Below are 18402 nucleotides of genomic sequence, written 5' to 3'. Positions count from 1 at the left end.
TTCCTCCTCTTCGAAAAAATAGTTAATGACTGATGTCGTTTTTCAGAGAGAAATGTTACCTTTGGGAGAATTTTTGAAAATCAATCTGGATATTCGCGTAGAACAAGTGGTGTTTGATTTGCCGAGATGCTTGCAACGGATATCAAAATGAATGACGAAACGGATGAATTTTAATTGGATAAAAACTGCTTTATTGGCTGCGACGGCAATGGTTAGCTTGAATTCTTTCTCGCAGGACTTGATTGCCCGCCAAGCCCCCGTCGACAGAAAACTTAAGAGTGTAGATTCACTGGCTTTGCAAAAACAGATACGTGCGGAACAATCATTGTATCCGGGTTTAGATTTGTATCCCAACTGGAACAACGAATTCGTACAAGCCTATGGCAATGCGATTGTGCCTGAGAGCTATACATTTGATTTGACCGGTTTCTGTATGCCTACTCCCAATACCCGTATCACAGATGTATTCGGTTACCGTCCCCGGAGAAGAAGAGCTCATTATGGTTTGGATATCAAGGTGTATGTAGGCGATACAATCCGTGCGGCTTTTGATGGAAAAGTACGCGTTGTCAAGAATCAAGGTCGTCGTGGATACGGCAAATACGTCGTTATTCGTCACGACAATGGTTTGGAAACCGTTTACGGACACTTGTCTAAACAATTAGTTGATACAAACCAGTTGGTAAAAGCTGGCGAACCGATTGCATTGGGAGGAAATACCGGACGTTCTACCGGTTCACACCTTCACTTTGAAACCCGTTTCTTGGGTATTCCCATCAATCCTGCGCTTATGTTTGATTTTGAAAAGCAGGATATCGTAGCTGATTCCTATACTTTCCATAAGACAAAAGGCTCTTCCGGTACGGCGCGTAGCATGGCATCGGGTGAAGGTCTGTTCTATAAGGTGAAGAAGGGAGATACATTGGGCAGGATTGCCGCCCGTCAGGGAACCTCTGTAGACAAGCTCTGCAAGCTGAACAGAATTACGCGTAAAACAATCCTGAGACCGGGACAAGTATTACGCTGCTCATAAAAACGTAAACAATCTCTATAGAAGAGGGTACTTTAATAGATTTTAGAGTGCCCTCTTTTTCTTTTTCTTTAATTATTCCTATCTTTGCAGCGCACTGTGAAAATAGGCTGTATTCCAGCATAAACAAGCAAGGAAATGAAAGATACCAAGCAACAGTTTGAACATGTCATTGCGGTTTGCCGTGACTTGTTCTCCAAAAAACTTCATGATTACGGTCCGGCGTGGCGCATTCTTCGTCCGTCTTCTGTGACAGACCAGATATTCATCAAAGCTAACCGCATCAGAAGCATTGAAACGAAAGGAGTGACTTTGGTAGATGAAGGCATCCGTTCTGAATTCATAGCTATTGTCAACTACGGAATTGTAGGGCTGATACAGTTGGAGCTTGGATATGCCGAGGCTGCCGATATGACCAATGAAGAGGCATTGGTGCTGTATGATAAATATGCCAAAACCTCTTTGGAGTTGATGCTTGCCAAAAATCATGACTATGATGAGGCTTGGCGCAGTATGCGTATCAGTTCGTATACGGATTTGATATTGATGAAGATTTATCGGACAAAGCAGATTGAAAGCTTGTCCGGAGCGACTTTGGTTTCGGAAGGTATTGATGCCAATTATATGGATATGATTAACTATTCTGTATTTGGTTTAATTAAGATTGAATTTGGAGATTGACAAGAAACATATTATCAGGAAAGTTTGGGTGAACCTCTGCCGTTTTCTGTTGGGGGCTTTGTTCATATTTTCCGGATTTGTGAAAGCCGTTGATCCGTTGGGCTTCTTCTATAAAATTCAAGATTACTTGACGGCTTTCGGCATGATTTCCTGGTTTCCTTCTTATGCACCTTTGCTGGTAGGGATAGTGTTGTCTGCCATAGAGTTTAGTGTAGGTGTTTTCTTGTTTTTGGGTATACGCCGGAAGGTGGCATCTGCATTGGCGTTATTGCTGATGGCTGTAATGACTCCGCTAACACTTTATTTGGCTTTGGCGAATCCGGTATCTGACTGCGGATGTTTCGGTGATGCGTGGATATTGACCAATTGGCAGACTTTCGGCAAGAACGTAGTCTTGTTGGTGGCGGCAGTATCTGTATTCAAGTGGCAGGATTTACTGGTACGTTTCATTACTCCGAAGATGGAGTGGATGATTTCCATGTATACGTTTCTATTTGTGTTTGCGTTGTCCTTCTATTGCCTGGAGAATTTGCCGATACTTGATTTCCGACCTTACAGAATTGGAGCGAATATCAAGGAGGGCATGGAAATTCCGGAAGGTGCTAAACCAAGCGTGTTTGAAAGCCGGTTCATTTTGGAAAAAGGAGGAAAGCGTCAGGAATTTACATTGGACAACTATCCGGACAGTACATGGACGTTTGTAGAATCACATACGATACTGAAGGAAAAAGGTTATGAACCTCCCATTCATGATTTTTCCATGATGAGTCTGGATACATGGGAAGATATAACGGACAGCGTACTGTCGGATAAAGGATATACGTTTCTGCTGGTTGCCCATCGGATAGAAGGAGCGGACGACAGTAACATCGACCTTATCAATGAAATATACGATTACAGTGTGGAGCATGGTTATGGCTTTTATGCCTTGACTTCATCTCCGGAAGACGAGATAGAATTGTGGCGTGACAAGACTGGAGCGGAATATCCTTTCTGCCAGACAGATGATATTACGCTGAAGACCATTATCCGTTCAAATCCTGGTCTGTTGTTGGTAAAGGACGGAACAATTTTGAATAAGTGGAGTGACAACCGGCTGCCTGATGAATATGTGCTGACCGATAGCCTGGACAAGTTGGAATTGGGCAAGCAGAAACAGGAAAGTGACTTACAAACAATAGGCTATGTGTTGCTGTGGTTCATCCTTCCTCTGATGATGGTGCTTTGTGTCGATATTTTAGTCGTAAGGCGTCGGGAGAAACAACGCCTCAGACAACAATAGTATCAAATAGTAAATTGTCAAATAGTAAATTGTCAAATAGTAAATACATTAACCCTTTTAATAATAAAAAAAATGAGAAAAAACATTGTTGCAGGAAACTGGAAAATGAACAAAACCCTCCAAGAGGGTATTGCTCTTGCAAAAGAACTGAATGAAACATTGGCTAACGAAAAGCCTAACTGTGATGTAATCATCTGTACTCCGTTTATCCACCTGGCATCTGTTACTCCTTTGGTAGACGCTGCCAAGATTGGTGTAGGTGCAGAAAACTGTGCAGACAAGGAGTCAGGCGCATATACCGGCGAAGTATCAGCTGCTATGGTTGCTTCTACTGGTGCAAAATATGTCATTCTGGGTCACTCTGAACGTCGTGCTTACTATGGTGAAACAGTTGCTATTCTGGAAGAAAAAGTAAAATTGGCTTTGGCTAACGGTCTGACTCCGATTTTCTGTATCGGTGAGGTATTGGAAGAACGTGAAGCAAACAAGCAGAATGAAGTGGTAGCTGCTCAGCTGGCTTCTGTATTCTCTTTGTCTGCCGAAGATTTCTCTAAGATTATCTTGGCTTACGAGCCGGTTTGGGCTATCGGTACCGGTAAGACTGCTACTGCAGAACAAGCACAGGAAATCCACGCTTTCATCCGTTCATTGATTGCTGAAAAGTATGGTAAGGAAATCGCTGACAACTGCTCTATCCTTTATGGTGGTAGCTGCAAGCCCTCCAATGCAAAGGAATTGTTTGCCAACCCGGATGTTGACGGCGGTCTGATTGGCGGTGCTGCCTTGAAGGTTTCTGACTTCAAGGGTATCATCGATGCCTTTAATTAATGGATAATGGAGGATTGATAATTGATAATGGGGGTGTGCCCGTTGTCAGTTATCAATTCCCTTTGTTTTTCATTATCAATTATCTACTATCAATTATCAATTATGAAAAAGCTTGGTTTACTTTTAGTTGCATGTTTCGTTTTTGCAACGATTTCTGTAGCGCAGAACAATATTGTGAAAAGCCTGGAACGTAATGTACCAGGACAAGGCAGGGTGACTATCCATCAAGATGCGCGCATTGCGGCATTGATAGGTTCGGAATATGTACCTGCCGGTTCGGATGAGCAGAAAGTAATTAAAAGTTCGGGTTACCGCATACAGGTTTATGCAGGGAATAATACTCGTCAGGCCAAGAACGAAGCTTATGCGGTAGCTACCCGCATCAAGGAACATTTCCCCGAACTTACAGTTTATACCTCTTTCAATCCTCCTCGCTGGTTGTGCCGTGCAGGAGATTTCCGCAGTATCGAAGAAGCGGATGCCATGATGCGTCAGTTGCGGGCTACCGGTGTATTCAAGGAAGTCTCTATTGTGAAAGAGCAGATAAATATCCCTTTATAAAGAATATCATGTTAGGAAAAGAAGAAATTGTATCTCCTTCATTGGATGAACTGAAGGAACATTATCACCGCATCCTTACTCTGCTGGGTGAAGATGCCGGACGTGAAGGTTTGCAGAAGACACCTGAACGGGTTGCGAAGGCCATGTTGTCGTTGACGAAAGGGTATCATATGGACCCGCACGAGGTACTCCGTTCAGCCAAGTTTCAAGAAGAATACAGTCAGATGGTGATTGTGAAAGACATTGATTTTTTCTCACTTTGCGAACATCACATGCTTCCCTTCTACGGAAAGGCACATGTGGCATATATTCCTAACGGCTATATTACCGGACTGAGCAAGATAGCCCGCGTAGTGGATATTTTCTCTCACCGCCTGCAAGTGCAGGAACGTATGACTCTCCAAATAAAAGAATGTATTCAGGAGACGCTGAATCCGCTGGGGGTTATGGTTGTTGTGGAGGCTAAACACATGTGCATGCAGATGCGCGGAGTAGAGAAACAGAACTCCATTACCACTACATCCGATTTTACCGGAGCATTCAACCAAGCGAAGACCCGCGAGGAATTTATGAATTTAATCAGGCATAATTCTTGATAGAAAACTCTCCGAATTGAATTTAAAAATTCAGGATGACTCTGTCTCCCAGTCGCTTTGCCATGATGCTTTTTACTTTGTTCAATTCGTTGTAGCGCTCCATGATACTGTTGCATTGAGTTTCATCGTTGGCTATGGTAGGGTTTTGCAATGCAAATAGAGTATGCTTCAATTCTTCGCAGACGATGGCATATTTGAAGTTAATCATTAACCGTGGTATTAGCTCATAAAGGCGTTCTTCGTCCGTCACCATTTGTTCTATCTGTGATTTCCTTAACTGATAGCGGTTGCTGATAAGCTCCACGCTCAGCTTGCTGATGACGGGGTCGGGATGCGCCACAAAATACCGTTCGGCAGTAAAGCCCTCATTGTGGATACGTTCGGCAGCCTCTGTCAGGATTTGCCGGTGAAGCGGATTATGGAAGGCAAGCTCGTCTTCTTTTAAATCATTGACTATATATTCAGTTACAGTGATAGGAGTTTCCTGCCCCTCTTCATTGGTGACATTGCACATCACCCGCTCGCCATAGAGCACTACCATCTTCAGAATAAGCCGTTCGTATTTATAGAACTCCTGGCCTTCCTTGCCTTCCTGCGGGATGAAGGATACATATTCTTCCTGGGGTAGAAAAGGTGGAGGTGTTTCGGAAGGGAGACTGGCAGGCAGTGATTCGGGCGGGTAGCCGATAACTTGCTGTGCGTCGGGGGGGGCAACTGTGGCTGTTTGACTGCCATTGATGCCTGCTTCTGCATTGGCTCTTGAGGCATTGGCCGACCGACGCTCACGTTCTGCTCGCTCAGCTTGTTGCTCGGCTTGCTTTTCGCGACGTTTGGCAACCTCAGAAACCAGCAGTTTGTCTTCTACGTGCAGTAATTGGGCGCACTCCTTGATATAGACATCGCGCACAATGGCTTCGGGAATGATGGAAATGCTCTGCACAAGGTTTCCTATAAGCTCGGCGCGCTTGATGGGGTCTTTTCCTGCATCTTCAAGCAACAGATTGGTTTTAAAGCGGATAAAGTCCGTTTCATTCTCTTGTATGAAATTCTGGAATTCCGTCGCATTGTGTTTGCGAGCAAAGGAGTCCGGGTCGTCCCCGTCGGGCAGGAGGCAAACTTTGACGTTCATGCCTTCTTCTAGCAACATGTCAATACCTCGGATAGAGGCCTTTATACCGGCAGCATCACCGTCGTAAAGTACTGTCATATTGTTGGTGAAGCGATGAATCATCCGGATTTGTCCGGGTGTCAATGCTGTACCCGAAGAAGCAACCACATTCTCTATGCCCGATTGGTGCATGGAAATGACGTCTGTATAACCTTCGACCAGAAAGCAACGATCTTGTTTCATAATGGCTTGTTTGGCAAAGTATATGCCGTACAGCTCGTTGCTTTTATGATAAATTTCCGATTCAGGCGAGTTGACGTACTTTACCTTGACGCCTTTGGTGGCACCGGCAAGCACACGTCCTCCGAAAGCTACCACCTTGCCGGAGAGAGTGTGTACCGGAAAGATGACCCGCCCCCAGAAGCGGTCACGCAGTCGGTGGTCGTCTGTTTCGTAGCAGAGGCCGGTCTTGACGAGATAGTCTTTTTTGTATCCTTTCTTTAGGGCTTCTTGAGCGAGTGCATCGTGGCTCTCGGTACAGTAACCTAACTGGAACTTCTCGATGATGTCATCGCGGAAGCCGCGGCTGCGGAAATAGGCCATGCCGATACTCCGTCCGTCTATGTGGTTCTTTAGGATGTTCTGGAAGTAGTCGCGGGCAAAGTTGTTTACGATGAAGAGGCTTTCCCGTTCGCTCTGTGCTATCTTCTCCTCACTGGATAGTTCGCGTTCTTTGATTTCAATGCCGTATTTCTTAGCAAGATATTTCAGTGCCTCAGGATAAGACATCTGTTCGTGTTCCATGATGAAATGCACTACATTTCCTCCTTTTCCGCAGGCAAAGCACTTGCAGAGCCCTTTGGCGGGAGATACATAGAAGGAAGGGGTTTTGTCATCGTGGAAGGGACACAGTCCTACATAATTCACACCGCGTTTGCGCAGGGTAACGAAGTCCGATACGACATCGTATATTTGTGCGGCATCAAGAATTCTGTCTATAGTGGGTTGGTCTATCATGAAAGCGGTTCTATTAACAGTGCAAAGATAAAAAAAATCCCTCGTTGAGGACGAGGGAACCTGATGTTTTCACAATGGACATTTTATCTATTTAATCTTTTCTCTGATTTTGGTCAGATACTTCTTCATGCCTTCCGCATCCTTGTTGTTGATGATTTCCAGCAGATTCTTCAGTTCCAGACGGATGTTCTCCACTTGTGAGGGAGTGCGCGGGTTGAAGAGAATTTCTTGGAGCAGGTAATCGTCTTCACTCAGCAATCCTTTGGCGATAGCCATGTGCTTTTTGAATGTAGTGCCCGGAGCTTCCTGGTGTTTCATGACTGCCGAAAATACGAAGGTAGAAACAAAAGGGATGGACAGCGAATAGGCTACAGTCTCATCATGTTCGTCGAATGTATATTCAAAGATATTTAGCTTCATTGTCTGGTAAAGGTCTTTAAAGAAAATTTTTCCCAAGTGGTCACCTTCGCTGATGATGATGGCATTCTCTGTATTCAGATTACTAAGACTGGCAAAAGTCGGGCCGAACATGGGGTGTGTCGATACATATCGGAAACCGCTTTCTTCGTAAAATTTCTTCAATCCGGTCTTTACCGAAGCAATGTCACTGATGATGCAGTCCTTAGGCAGTACTGGCAGCACTTGGCGGAAGGCGTCCAGTGTGTATTTCACCGTAGCTGCATTGATGACTAGTTCTGGTTCGAATTCCTTGATTTCTTCCAATGTAGTGAAACGGTAGGTGTTGTAGACAAAACGCAGTTGGTGCGGGTTAACGTCGAACACAGCCGTCTCGTGCTGGAAACTCAATATATCTGTAAAGAAAGAGCCCATTTTCCCGGCTCCAAGTATTAATATTCTCATGATGTTTAATGTGCTAATGTGTTAATGTGCTGATGTGCTAATTGCCATGCGGCATTACTGCGCAGCCAATTAGCACATTGGCACATTAGTACATTAAATAATTACTTATTTATAATTTCCATTTGTTGCCTCACACTCTCTTCGTGTATCGCCTCAAATACCTTTTTGATGAACTCGGCATCCATACCGCACAATGCACCTTGCGAGCCGCGTTTCTCAAGGATTTCGTTGTAGCGTCCGGTTTGTAGAATGGTCATATCATGTTCCTTTTTGTAAGTGCCGATTTCTCGTGCCACACGCATTCGCTTGGCCAGCTCTTGAATGAGATTGTTATCACATTCGTCAATCTGCTTACGTAATTCACTGAGGTTTTCAGTGCTTTGCGTTTCCTTGCGGATGACGAGCAGGTTGAGGATGTAATCTAGCACATCCGGAGTTACTTGTTGTGCTGCATCGCTCCAGGCACAATCCGGGTTGCAGTGACTCTCGATAATCAGTCCGTTGAAGCCCAAATCCATAGCTTGCTGGCAGAGTGGAGCTACCAGTTCGCGCTTTCCACCTATATGGCTGGGGTCGCAGATGATGGGCAGGTTCGGGATGCGTCGGCGCAATTCAATGGGGATATGCCATTGGGGCAAGTTACGGTAGAGCTTCTTGTCATAGCTGCTGAATCCGCGGTGGATGGCACCTAGGCGTTTCAGGCCTGCATTGTTGATGCGTTCCAGAGCTCCAATCCAGAGCTCCAAGTCGGGATTTACCGGATTCTTCACCAGTACCGGGATATCGACGCCTTTCAGTGCATCAGCAATTTCTTGTACGGCGAAAGGGTTGGCGGTGGTACGTGCACCTACCCAAAGAAGGTCAACTCCAGCCTTTAGGCATTCGTATACATGTTTGGCGGTGGCTACTTCGGTGGAAACGTACATGCCGGTTTCCTTCTTTACCTCTTTCAGCCAGGCAAGGCCGTCTACACCGACGCCTTCGAAACCGCCCGGTTTGGTACGCGGTTTCCAGATGCCGGCACGGAATAGTTTGATACCTTTGTCTGCCAGTTGTTTGGCAGTGCTCATTACTTGTTCTTCTGTCTCTGCGCTACAAGGGCCGGCAATGATGAGGGGGCGTTTGTCCTCAATGCCGGGAAGGGTGATGGGTTCTAATTCGAGTTCCATATTTTTTGTTTATTAGTTTTTTAAAGTTCGTTGTATGAATGTCTCTTTTTCACTGTCCGTTTTCCTATATGGGAACTATCGTTACCCTATATGGAAAATGCATTTACCAGCCTTTGAAAATACAGGTAAGCATAAGGGTATGATTCTTAATATACTATATCCTATGTGCTAATTCATTATCTCCTTGATGCGGCTCAATGCTTCTGCCAGCTTCTGGTCCTTGCAGCAGAGGGAGATGCGGATGTATCTCTTGCCGTTGCTGCCGAAGATAAATCCCGGGGTGATGAATACACGCGCCTTGTGCAGCACGCGTTCCGTCAGTTCCTCCACATCGGCACAAGTGTCGGGTATCTTGCCCCAGAGGAACATGCCTACCTGTTTTTCGTCGTACGTGCATCCCAGGGTGTGCATGATTTCGCCTGCCAGCCTGCGGCGGTTGCGGTAGTTGGCGTTGTTGCCGTCATACCAGTCGTGTTCGGCTTCCAGTGCAGTGGCGGCGGCGAGTTGCATGGCGCGGAACATGCCGCTGTCGATGTTGCTCTTCACTTTTAGTATCCATTGCACGAAGTCGGCATTAGAGGCAAGCATGCCGATACGCCAGCCCGGCATGTTGTGGCTCTTGCTCATGGAGTTGAACTCTATGCAACACTCCTTGGCGCCGGGGATGCTGAGGATACTGATGGGGTGTTCGTTCAGGATGAAGCTGTAGGGGTTGTCGTTCACGATGACGATGTCCTTGCGGCGGGCAAAGTCTACCAACTTCCGGTATAGTTCGGGGGTGGCATTGGCTCCGGTGGGCATGTTGGGATAGTTGGTCCACATCAGCTTCACGCGGCTCATGTCCATTTGTTCCAGCTCGTCGAAGTCGGGCATCCAGCCGTTTTCTTCTTTTAGGTTGTAGTTCACCACTTCGGCACCGAGAATCTTGCTCAATGAGGTGTAGGTGGGATACCCCGGATTGGGCACCAGCACTTGTTCGCCGGGGTTGACAAAAGCAAGCGTCACGTGCAGGATGCCTTCTTTGGAACCGATAAGCGGTTGTATCTCTGTGTTGGGATTCAATGCTACGCCGTACCACTTCTCGTACCACCGGGCAAAGGCTTGGCGCAGTTCGGGGATGCCCACGTAGGGCATGTAGCCGTGTCCATCCGGGTTGCAGGCGGCTTCGCAGAGCGTTTGGATGGTCTTTTCAGAGGGTGGCATGTCAGGGCTTCCGATGCCCAGACTGATGACATCCTTGCCTTCGGCGTTCATTTGCGCCACTTCTTTCAGTTTCTTCGAGAAGTAGTATTCGCTTACGCTTGCCAGACGTTCGGCTGGCTTTATCTTAGATGTTTGATTTTCCATCTTCATATTCTCCTAATATTTTTAGTTCTTTGGTCAGCGGTGTGATTGCTGCGATAGATTGTTTGTATCTCAGTACATTGTCGAACACGACATCTACGTAAAACTGATACTCCCATTCCCGTCCGATGATGGGGAGGGACTGTATTTTGGTCAGATTGATTCTGTAGAAGGACAAGATGGACAATACTTGAGAAAGGCTTCCTTCGGTGTGGGGCAGTGTGAACACCATGCTGGCCTTGTTGACATCCTTGCTGCGGTGCCGGTTCAGTTCATCCACCTGCCAAGGGTCGGCTACCACAAGGAAGCGGGTGAAGTTGTGCTTGTTTGTTTCGATGCCTTCCTGCAGAATCTTCATGCCATAACGCTCTGCGGCTGCTTTGGAGCAGATGGCAGCATGGCCTTTCAGGTTTTCTTTTTGGATGATTTCGGCACTGCGGGCGGTATCTTCGCCTTCCACCACTTTTATACTGGGGTGCTGTCCGAGGAATTCACGGCATTGCATCAGGGCGATAGGGTGGGAGTTGACTTCGGTAATATTAGCCCAGTCTTCATCGGGCAGGCAGACAAAACTATGGGAAATGCGCAGCTTGTATTCGCCAACAATCTGTGCACCACTTTGGCGTAATAGCTCATTGTTATGTAGCAAACTACCTGCAATGGTGTTTTCTATTGCCAGCATTCCTATGGTCTGACTGTCTTTTTTGATGGCACTGAACACGTCTTCAAAGTTGGCGCAACAGATTAACTCTATTTCTTCTCCTTCGAAGTACTTGTGTGCGGCGATGTCGTGATACGAGCCTAATGTTCCTTGAATGGCTACCTTTCTCATTATTCTTTATTTTCTTGGTTATGCTATAAAAAAAATCCCGCTTCCATACGATGGAGCGGGATTCTGTATATTTACTTGTTTCTCTATTCAGTCCTTAAGCATCACTGTCACTTGATACATACAAACTCCCGCTCTACTTTTTGGCTAAAGTAAAAGTAAAAAAAGAAGTAATATGCATAAGTAAATGACTTCATACTTGTATTCTCTGTTTTTGAATTACGCGACAAAAGTAATGCTTTTCTTTTATATACAAACAAAAAACAATGTTTTTTTTAGGGATAGTAGCAATTTAACTTATTTCCCTTTAATTTGTACAATGACTTGAACCGGACGATGGTCGGATGAAATGGTGTCTTCTATGACTTTCCGGTATTGTACGTCAAACCGATACCCATTCTTGGAATAGCCGTAGATGTAGTCTATACATCGGTTGGGACGGTCTGCCGGGAAAGTATAAGAGGTTGTGTCATTGAGGGTGGCAAAATGTTTTGCCAATTCCAGCTGGGGAGCGCTTGCTGGTGCAGAGTTCATGTCGCCTGCCATAAAGATGGGCTTATCGACGTTTTGCAAGGCTTTTTCTATCAATGGTACGGCAAGGAGCTGGTCTTCTGGAGTGAGGGACTGGTGTGTGGCACAAAATACATAATCTTTAAATTCTGCAATAATGAGGGTGCGTTTTTCTTCCCGTCCGGGCATTGGAATGATTTTGTATTTTATGGGTATCTCTCTGGAGAGGATTCCGATGCCGTAGCTTCCACCCTGAAAAGGAATGGCTGCTGCATAAGTCCCGTGCATTCCGGTCAGTTTTTCTAGTTCTCCGAGAGCATGGATTCCTTTGTTGCGCACCGTTACACTGTCAAGTTCCTGCAGGGCGACTATGTCCGGAGAAGTTTGACTGATAACATTGGCAATGCGTCGGTAATTGTACTCCTTGTCCATACCGATGCAATTATGTACGTTATAGGACAATATGTTCACTTGCTGTGCATGGGCAGGTGCGAACATCAGTACAAAAAGTACTGATAGAAATAAATTTCGTTTCATTGGCGGCAATAATTGAATTTGTTATAATCCCAGGATATTACCGGTACTTCCCCCCGGTTGGTTACCATATTGTCCGTTAAAGTTCTGTATCTCTTTAGGATTGAGTTCCAGTCCTTTCTTCATGTCTTCTGCAGAACCTTCCTTGTCGCCGTTCAGCAACTTGGCGCGTCCGCGCTCATGATAGGCCTCTGCGAAATTAGGGTTCAGTTCTGTGGCTTCCGTAAAGAGCTCGATGGCTTCTGCCAGCTTGTTTTGGGTGATGTAAAGCTGTCCTAAGTAGAGGAAGGCTTGTTCGTTAAAGGGATTCAACTCCGTCACTTTCTGATAACTGCTTTCTGCTTTTTCTTTGTCTCCCGTAGCTTCTTCTATCTTTCCGCGGAGCAAGATGGCACTTTCGTCTTCCGGGTCTTGTGCCAGAATGGTGTCTATGTCTTCCATCGCTTCCTTGTATTGCTGCATTTGGACCAGTGCTTCGGCACGGAGCAGACGTGCTTCGATGAAATCATCTTTCAGTACGATGGCTTTCGTAAGATGGGCGATGCACATGATGCCGTCCCCTTGCCCATTGTCTGCTTTGCCGAGCAGGTAGTGTGCCATGGCGTTGCCCTTTTCTATTTCGATAGCCTTCTTTGCCGCTCCTGCCATGGCGGGATAGTCTTCCTGCATGTAGCATACGTTGGCAAGACTGAGGTAGGTGGAGGTATGTTCCGGCTCTATTTCGGTCATGCGTTCCAGTAGTTTGTGTGCCTCGTCCAGTTCGTTGGTCTGGGTGTAGACTTGGGCAAGGTAGCCCATGGTTTCAAAGTCTTCCTGAATGGCAAGGGCTTCAATGAAGCATTTGATGGCGTAGTCTGTACGGCCCATGCGTTGTGCACGCATACCGTCATACTTGAATATCTCAAAATTCTTCTGCTCGTTTTTTTTTTTCTCATTTGTCGGACTGTCTGACTTGCCGGAGAAAAAAGATTTAAAGAATCCCATAGGTGATTAAAAATTAAAGAATTAAAAAATAAAAAGGAAAAGGAGGAGCATGGCTGATAAGAGATGTTCCTCGTCAGCGGCAGGACATTCTTTTCCAACGGCAAAAGTAATGAATTATTTTTTGATTTGAATCATTCCGTTGACAGCAATTACCTTGCCTTCGTCCAACAATTCATGTAACACATCGATGAGCATGTTTTTATCGTCCGGTATCTGTTCTGCCAAAGTGGCTGGAGTTTGTTGTTTATCAGATAGGGCTTGAAGAATCTTTTCAGAAAGTTCCTTTTCCGAAAGGTGGCCGGAAGGTTTCTTGTTCTTCAAATTGATGCAAGTGTCGCACTGCCCGCAGTTATGCTCGTTCTTTTCTCCGAAGTAGTGTAGCAGCATCCGGCTACGGCACACGGTATCGCTGCTCACGTAATCCAGCATGGCACTTATGCGTTTCTCATATCGCTCTTTGCGTTCCTCGTACACGGTGGGAGGGATTTGCAGGTGGCGCATTTCAACCCTCTCTCGCGTGTATATTATATATGGTGTCTTTTTGCGGGGGATGTAACTGACGATATGTAGCTTGGCTAGGTGGATGAGCTGTTCATACACTTGCCGGCGTGTGAGTCCGGTGCATATGGCCAGTGAATCTTCATTGATGAAAGCATGGTCTGTGAAGACCCCGGTATAGGAGCGGAGAATGGTTTGGATGAGTTTGTCCATATCTTCGCCGAGCTCTCTCAGTTTATAAAGTTCATCTCGGCGGATAGTGAACAGTAGCCGGGATGCATTGTCTTGTTCATCTGTATATTCCAGGTATCCCGCTTGTGTCAGAATCTTCAAGGCACTGTCCACGGGAACGGGGAAGTACTTGAACTTTCGGCAAAAGTCTTCTATATTGAACTCGCGTACACAGCCTTGTCCATCTCCCATTGCCATCTGGTAATAGTATTGAAGATGCTCATATACTTCCTTTATATACTCTTTTTCAGGAAAGGTGTCGGGAATGCGTTTGTGCAGTGTTGCCTTATCCGACTTGGCGTAAAGGATGACCGCGTAGGCTTTTTGTCCGTCCCTTCCGGCACGTCCTGCTTCCTGGAAGTAGGCTTCTATGGAATCGGGCAGATCCATGTGGATGACAATCCGTACATCCGGTTTGTCGATACCCATACCGAATGCATTGGTGGCGACCATGACACGGCTTTCTCCTGTTTGCCAGCGTTGTTGGCGGATGTCTTTGGTGGCGTTATCCAGTCCGGCATGGTAGAAATCTGCGGTGATGTCTTCGTTGTGCAGCAGTTCGGTAATTTCCTTGGTGCGGCGGCGGTTGCGCACATAGATGATGGCGCTTCCGGGCATACGGCGCAGGATGTGCAACAGCTCTCCCGTCTTGTTTTCCGTCTTGCGGACGATATAGGCAAGGTTTTTGCGTTCGAAACTCATGCGGAACACATTTTCCTCACGGAAATGCAAACTGGCCTGGATATCTTTCACTACTTCCGGAGTGGCGGTGGCTGTCAATGCCAGGATGGGGATGCCGGGCAGCAGTTTGCGTATTTCGGCTATCTTCAGATAGGCAGGACGGAAATCGTAACCCCATTGTGATATGCAGTGGCTTTCGTCTACTGTAATCATACTGATTTTCATCTTCTGCAGTTTGGTGCGGAAGATTTCGGTATCGAGCCTTTCGGGGGAGATATAGAGAAACTTGAAATTGCCGAAGATGCAGTTCTCTAATGTGACGATGATTTCCTGCCTGCTCATGCCTGAGTAGATGGCAAGCGCTTTGATTCCTCGTTTTTTCAGGTTTTGTACCTGATCTTTCATGAGGGCAATCAACGGAGTAATGACCAGGCAAAGTCCTTCTTTGGCAAGTGCCGGAACTTGGAAAGTGATGGATTTTCCTCCTCCCGTGGGCATTAGTCCCAAAGTGTCCCGTCCCTCGGTAATGCTGTTGATGATGTCTTCCTGGATTCCCCGGAAGGCGTCATAGCCCCAGTATTGTTTCAGAAGCTTCCCCCCCAATCCACCTTCTCCAGCTCCTCCGCTATCAGGGGAGAGCAATCCCGTAGGGAGGGGAGTTTTGAAGTTACTATTGCTGTTCATGGTCTTATTAAACTTCTTGCCATTCCTATCGTAGGTGTTTCAAAATACTCTTAATGCTTTCTTTAGAAGCGGATTACGCGGAATAACGCGGATTCAGTAAAATAAATCCGTGGAATCCGCGTAATCCGCGCCTGAAATTATAACATAAAGAAAATGCTTATATACTTTTGATACATCCTCATGACTTTTAATTCGGCTTTATGTCTTCAATCTGCAACTGCACTTCACCCCTCTTATGAGTATTCTCTTCAATAGAATAGCAGATGTCGAAGGAACGTTTGGTCTTGATGAAGCGTACGTGGGAACTTTGCCCGAAAGCGATGCCGTTCATCACATTGTTCGATTTATTATCCACTAATTCCAGCTTGATATGTTCTTGGTCGCGACCTACGACTTTGCTGGTACCATAATCATAGACATTGTGCGTGCAGAAAATAGGTTTGGCATTGTCCGGTCCGAATGGATTGAACTTCTTCAGGTCGCTGAAGAATTTCGGAGTGATGTCTCTGAAATCAATCTCGGCATTGATGTCGATGACGGCGCATGTCTGTTCCGGCAGGATATTTTGTGATACGAACTCTTCGAAACGTTCGATAAAAGCTGGTACATTTTCCACCTTCATGGAAAGGCCGGCGGCATAGGTATGCCCTCCGAAGTTTTCCAGAAGGTCGCGGCAGTATTCAATGGCTTTGTAGACGTCGAATCCGGAGACGGAACGGGCAGAGCCGGTTGCCATGTCATCCGTGCGCGTCAGCACTACTGCCGGGCGGTAATAGATTTCAGTCAGCCGGGAGGCAACGATTCCGATGACACCTTTATGCCAGTCTTCATTGTACAATACTATAGAACGGCGATCGGCAAGTCCGTCCAAATCGGCCACAATCTTATTGGCTTCTTCGGTCATGGTCTTGTCCAAGTCCTTGCGGGTCTCATTGTATTGATTGATTTGTCCGGCTTTCTCCAGGGCAAGAGAGAAATCTTTTTCAGTAAGCAGGTCAACGGCTTCTTTTCCGTTCTGAATACGTCCGGAGGCATTGATACGAGGACCTATTTTGAATACAATGTCACTGACAGTGATATCCTTGTCCGTTAGTCCGCAGACATCAATGATGGCTTTCAGACCTACACTGGGATTGCTGTTCAATTGCTTTAGGCCATGGTAGGCAAGGATACGGTTTTCACCCATGATGGGTACAATATCTGATGCGATGCTGACGGCGCAAAGGTCCAATAGGGGAATTAGGTGATGGAACTCGATACCATTGTTGATGGCAAATGCCTGCATAAACTTAAAGCCTACACCGCATCCGGACAGATGCTCATAAGGATAGGTATTGTCTTCCCGTTTGGCATTCAGAATAGCTACAGCAGGGGGGAGTACATCATCGGGGACATGATGGTCGCAGATGATGAAATCAATGCCTTTCTCCTTGGCGTATGTGATTTCTTCGACGGCTTTGATACCGCAGTCCAATACAATAATTAAGCCTACACCACTTTCTGCGGCATAGTCTACTCCTTGGATTGAAACTCCATACCCCTCATTGTAACGGTCGGGGATATAGTAATCAATGTTCGAATAGAACTGTTGAATAAACTTATAGACCAATGCCACAGCCGTGGTACCGTCTACGTCATAATCTCCATAAACAAGAATGCGCTCTTTCTTTCCCATTGCCTTGTTCAGGCGCTCTACGGCTATATCCATATCCTTCATCAGGAATGGGTCGTATAAGTCCGGTAATTGGGGGCGGAAAAACTTTCGGGCATCCGCTGCCGTTGTTATTCCCCGCTCCACCAGCAATTTTCCCAATATTGAGCTAATTCCCAATTCTTGGGCCAGTTGTTGGCTTGCTTCTGCCTGTTCGGGTGTAATGGGTTGATAATTCCATTTGTAAGTCATTTTATATATTATTTTTTCTTTTTCTATCTCGAGATGTTGGGGAGTGGGGGCTAATACGTGCACTTTTCTCTAACAAGGTGTAAAGGTATGAAAAACTCTTGAAACGGAGGTGGATTCTGTGGAAAATCTTTATAACTATATGCATTCTCCACTAAAAATCTTTATTTTTGTATCTATAAAAAAATATCGCTATGCTTGTTTTTATTTCTTGTGCAAAGACCATGGCAGCGCACAACTCTGTTGTCGTGCCCGAAGTCACAGTCCCGAAATTTGAGGTGGAGGCTGTGCGGAATGCGTTGGAAATGTCTCAGTATTCGGTATCCGAATTGGAAAGGCTTCTTCGGGTGAATACCAAAATTGCTGCCGAGAACCGTTTGCGTTTTCATGATTTCTGTTCGGAAGAGAATTGTCCGATGCCGGCCATCTGCGCCTATACCGGAGCTGTTTTTAAACGTATTCTTCCGAAGGATTTTTCAGCGGAGGATTTTCGTTATGCGCAAGAACATCTGCGTATCACTTCTTTTCTTTATGGGTTGCTTCGCCCGCTGGACGGTATCAAACCCTATCGCTTGGAAGGAGATGTCCGTTTGCCCGAAAAAGGTGGAATATCCATGTTTGATTATTGGAAGCCTTTGTTGACGGATTACTTCATAGAGGAAATTAAAAACTGTGGCGGTGTTCTCATTAATTTGGCAAGTGCTGAAATGAAAGATTTGTTCGACTGGAAGCGGGTGGAGCAAGAGGTGCGTGTTATTACGCCCGAGTTTCAAGTTTGGAAGGCCGGACAGCCTAAGACTGTCGTTATCTATGCCAAGATGTGTCGCGGAGAGATGACGCGTTTTATTGTCAAGAACCGTCTGGAGTGTCCTGAGGAGTTGAAATCCTTTTCTTGGGAGGGCTTCGTCTGGGATGAGATACGCAGTACGGAGAATGTATGGCATTTTTCGTTAGGTACATCTATGTAATGAAAAGGTACATTACGTTTGGCTCGGATGTTACTATATGTTGCTTTTGATGTTTGCGCAAAATGAAGAACTAAATACGCAATTTAGGATGAGGGAAAAGAATGAA

At 45.9% G+C, this 18402-nt stretch carries 16 protein-coding genes; 7 read left to right on the top strand and 9 right to left on the bottom strand.

Annotation, left to right across the window (positions count from 1 at the left end):
• The first annotated feature begins 163 nt into the window (after positions 1 to 163).
• The 6 genes from DWY57_RS00875 (at position 164) to folE (ending at position 4978) form a co-directional block, all read left to right on the top strand.
• Entirely contained in the window at positions 164 to 1033 is an 870-nt protein-coding gene (locus DWY57_RS00875) for a M23 family metallopeptidase (protein ID WP_117965248.1), read from the top strand.
• Positions 1034 to 1168: 135 nt separating this feature from the next.
• Positions 1169 to 1711, top strand: coding sequence for a DUF1599 domain-containing protein (locus tag DWY57_RS00870; protein WP_005833349.1), 543 nt, complete (start codon positions 1169 to 1171; stop codon positions 1709 to 1711).
• A complete protein-coding gene (locus tag DWY57_RS21170) occupies positions 1701 to 2993 on the top strand; it encodes a BT_3928 family protein (protein WP_117965205.1) in 1293 nt (430 codons plus the stop codon). Before DWY57_RS00870 ends, DWY57_RS21170 begins: the two co-directional genes overlap by 11 nt.
• Before the next feature lie 72 nt (positions 2994 to 3065).
• The gene (tpiA, locus tag DWY57_RS21165) at positions 3066 to 3821 is read left to right on the top strand and encodes a triose-phosphate isomerase (protein WP_005829974.1); all 756 of its coding nucleotides are present in this window, start codon (positions 3066 to 3068) and stop codon (positions 3819 to 3821) included.
• A 102-nt stretch (positions 3822 to 3923) separates the two neighbouring features.
• The gene (locus DWY57_RS00855; protein ID WP_117600821.1) at positions 3924 to 4382 is read left to right on the top strand and encodes an SPOR domain-containing protein; all 459 of its coding nucleotides are present in this window, start codon (positions 3924 to 3926) and stop codon (positions 4380 to 4382) included.
• An 8-nt stretch (positions 4383 to 4390) separates the two neighbouring features.
• The gene (gene folE, locus DWY57_RS00850; RefSeq protein WP_005829983.1) at positions 4391 to 4978 is read left to right on the top strand and encodes a GTP cyclohydrolase I FolE; all 588 of its coding nucleotides are present in this window, start codon (positions 4391 to 4393) and stop codon (positions 4976 to 4978) included.
• 22 nt (positions 4979 to 5000) lie between these two features.
• Here the strand turns inward: folE and dnaG are convergent, their stop codons facing one another.
• The 9 genes from dnaG to recJ form a co-directional block, all read right to left on the bottom strand.
• The gene (dnaG, locus tag DWY57_RS00845; protein WP_117600822.1) at positions 5001 to 7103 is read right to left on the bottom strand and encodes a DNA primase; all 2103 of its coding nucleotides are present in this window, start codon (positions 7101 to 7103) and stop codon (positions 5001 to 5003) included.
• Between the two features lie 87 nt (positions 7104 to 7190).
• Positions 7191 to 7964 (bottom strand): prephenate dehydrogenase/arogenate dehydrogenase family protein, encoded by a 774-nt coding sequence (locus DWY57_RS00840; RefSeq protein WP_117600823.1) that lies wholly within the window; start codon positions 7962 to 7964, stop codon positions 7191 to 7193.
• Positions 7965 to 8065: 101 nt separating this feature from the next.
• A complete protein-coding gene (locus DWY57_RS00835) occupies positions 8066 to 9133 on the bottom strand; it encodes a bifunctional 3-deoxy-7-phosphoheptulonate synthase/chorismate mutase type II (protein ID WP_119961191.1) in 1068 nt (355 codons plus the stop codon).
• 168 nt (positions 9134 to 9301) lie between these two features.
• Positions 9302 to 10486 (bottom strand): aminotransferase class I/II-fold pyridoxal phosphate-dependent enzyme, encoded by a 1185-nt coding sequence (locus DWY57_RS00830; RefSeq protein WP_117600825.1) that lies wholly within the window; start codon positions 10484 to 10486, stop codon positions 9302 to 9304.
• A complete protein-coding gene (locus DWY57_RS00825; protein ID WP_117600826.1) occupies positions 10461 to 11309 on the bottom strand; it encodes a prephenate dehydratase in 849 nt (282 codons plus the stop codon). The genes DWY57_RS00830 and DWY57_RS00825 overlap by 26 nt, the downstream gene beginning before the upstream one ends.
• A gap of 294 nt (positions 11310 to 11603) precedes the next feature.
• Entirely contained in the window at positions 11604 to 12353 is a 750-nt protein-coding gene (locus DWY57_RS00820; protein WP_117965211.1) for an endonuclease/exonuclease/phosphatase family protein, read from the bottom strand.
• A gap of 21 nt (positions 12354 to 12374) precedes the next feature.
• Complete coding sequence (locus tag DWY57_RS00815; protein ID WP_119961190.1) at positions 12375 to 13334, bottom strand: tetratricopeptide repeat protein; 960 nt, start codon at positions 13332 to 13334, stop codon at positions 12375 to 12377.
• 114 nt (positions 13335 to 13448) lie between these two features.
• Complete coding sequence (locus DWY57_RS00810; protein WP_242496903.1) at positions 13449 to 15428, bottom strand: ATP-dependent DNA helicase RecQ; 1980 nt, start codon at positions 15426 to 15428, stop codon at positions 13449 to 13451.
• Between the two features lie 187 nt (positions 15429 to 15615).
• Positions 15616 to 17331 carry a single-stranded-DNA-specific exonuclease RecJ gene (gene recJ / locus DWY57_RS00805; RefSeq protein ID WP_117600829.1) on the bottom strand — a complete coding sequence of 572 codons (1716 nt, stop codon included), beginning with the start codon at positions 17329 to 17331 and terminating at the stop codon, positions 15616 to 15618.
• Between the two features lie 191 nt (positions 17332 to 17522).
• Here recJ and yaaA point away from each other — a divergent pair, with 191 nt between their 5' ends.
• Positions 17523 to 18296 (top strand): peroxide stress protein YaaA, encoded by a 774-nt coding sequence (yaaA, locus tag DWY57_RS00800; protein WP_117600830.1) that lies wholly within the window; start codon positions 17523 to 17525, stop codon positions 18294 to 18296.
• Positions 18297 to 18402: the final 106 nt, after the last annotated feature.

Source organism: Bacteroides sp. AF25-5LB, from assembly GCF_003602965.1.
Classification (GTDB): Bacteria; Bacteroidota; Bacteroidia; order Bacteroidales; family Bacteroidaceae; genus Bacteroides; species Bacteroides uniformis.
This window is presented reverse-complemented; position numbering and strand designations above follow the sequence as displayed.